Genomic DNA, 1,886 nt, shown 5'->3' with positions numbered 1-1,886 from the left:
GAGGAGGAAATGATGTCGGAAAAGATTCATCCGGTGACGAAGCCGGTTCAAGCGCGCGCTTTGATCGACGCGGCGAAATATCAGAAATGGTACAAGCAAAGCGTCGAGGATCCCGACAGGTTCTGGGGCAAGCACGGCGAACGCATCGACTGGTTCAAGCCCTACACCAAGGTCAAGAACACGTCTTTCACGGGCAAGGTCTCAATCAAATGGTTCGAAGACGGACTGACCAACGTCTCCTACAATTGCATCGACCGCCACCTGAAGAAGCACGGCGATGACGTGGCCTTCATCTGGGAGGGCGACAATCCCTATATCGACAAGAAGATCACCTATAACGAGCTCTACGAGCATGTCTGCCGACTGGCGAATGTCCTGAAGAAGCAGGGCGTCAAGAAGGGCGATCGCGTCACCATCTACATGCCGATGATCCCCGAGGCCGCCTATGCGATGCTTGCCTGCGCCCGTATTGGCGCCGTGCACTCCGTCGTCTTCGGTGGTTTCTCCCCGGAGGCGCTGGCCGGCCGCATCATCGATTGCCAGTCGACCTTCGTCATTACCTGCGACGAGGGCCTGCGCGGTGGCAAGCCGGTGCCGCTCAAGGACAATACCGATACGGCGATCCACATTGCCGGCCGGCACTATGTCACCGTGGAAAAGGTGCTGGTCGTGCGCCGCACCGGCGGCAAGACCGGTTGGGCGCCGGGTCGCGATCTCTGGTATCACGAGGAGGTCGCCAAGGTGAAACCGGACTGCCCGCCGGCGAAGATGAAGGCGGAAGACCCGCTGTTCATCCTCTATACGTCGGGTTCGACCGGCAAGCCGAAGGGCGTGCTGCACACGACGGGCGGCTATCTTGTCTATGCGGCGATGACGCATGAATATGTCTTCGATTATCATCCCGGCGACATCTACTGGTGCACGGCCGATGTCGGCTGGGTGACCGGCCATTCCTATATCGTCTACGGGCCGCTGGCGAACGGCGCGACCTCGCTGATGTTCGAAGGCGTGCCGAATTTCCCGGATCAGGGCCGCTTCTGGGAGGTCATCGACAAGCACAAGGTCAATATCTTCTATACGGCGCCGACGGCGATCCGCTCGCTGATGGGTGCCGGCGATCAGTTCGTCAAGCGCTCGTCGCGCTCCAGCCTGCGCCTGCTCGGCACGGTCGGCGAGCCGATCAATCCGGAAGTCTGGGAATGGTACTATAACGTCGTCGGCGATGGCCGCTGCCCGATCGTCGATACCTGGTGGCAGACGGAGACCGGCGGCCACATGATCACGCCATTGCCGGGTGCGACCGACCTGAAGCCGGGTTCGGCGACGACCCCGTTCTTCGGCGTCCAGCCGCAATTGGTGGACAATGAGGGCAATCTGCTGGAAGGGGCGGCCGACGGCAATCTCGTCATCGCCGATAGCTGGCCCGGCCAGATGCGCACGGTCTACGGCGATCACGAACGCTTCATCCAGACCTATTTCTCCACCTACAAGGGCAAATATTTCACCGGCGACGGCTGCCGGCGCGACGAGGACGGCTATTATTGGATCACCGGCCGCGTCGACGACGTGCTGAACGTCTCCGGTCACCGCCTCGGCACGGCCGAGGTCGAATCGGCCCTCGTCTCGCACCAGCATGTCTCGGAGGCCGCCGTTGTCGGCTATCCGCATGCGATCAAGGGTCAGGGCATCTATTGCTACGTGACGCTGATGGCGGGTCAGGAGGGTTCGGATGCGTTGCGCCAGGAGCTCGTCAAACATGTTCGTGCCCAAATCGGCCCGATCGCCTCGCCCGACAAGATCCAGTTCGCCCCGGGCCTGCCGAAAACCCGCTCCGGCAAGATCATGCGCCGCATCCTGCGCAAGATCGCCGAAGACGATTTCGGCGC

The 1,886-nt window shown here is 61.5% G+C and carries 1 protein-coding gene; it reads left to right on the top strand.

Going from position 1 to position 1,886, the window contains the following annotated elements; genetic code table 11:
- Positions 1–12 precede the first annotated feature (12 nt).
- Positions 13–1,886 (top strand): acetate--CoA ligase (acs, locus tag PH547_RS33630; protein WP_285170471.1); only part of this gene is annotated, 1,874 nt, incomplete at its 3' end.

Source organism: Rhizobium cerradonense (genome assembly GCF_030182455.1).
Taxonomy (GTDB): domain Bacteria; phylum Pseudomonadota; class Alphaproteobacteria; order Rhizobiales; family Rhizobiaceae; genus Rhizobium.
This window is presented reverse-complemented; position numbering and strand designations above follow the sequence as displayed.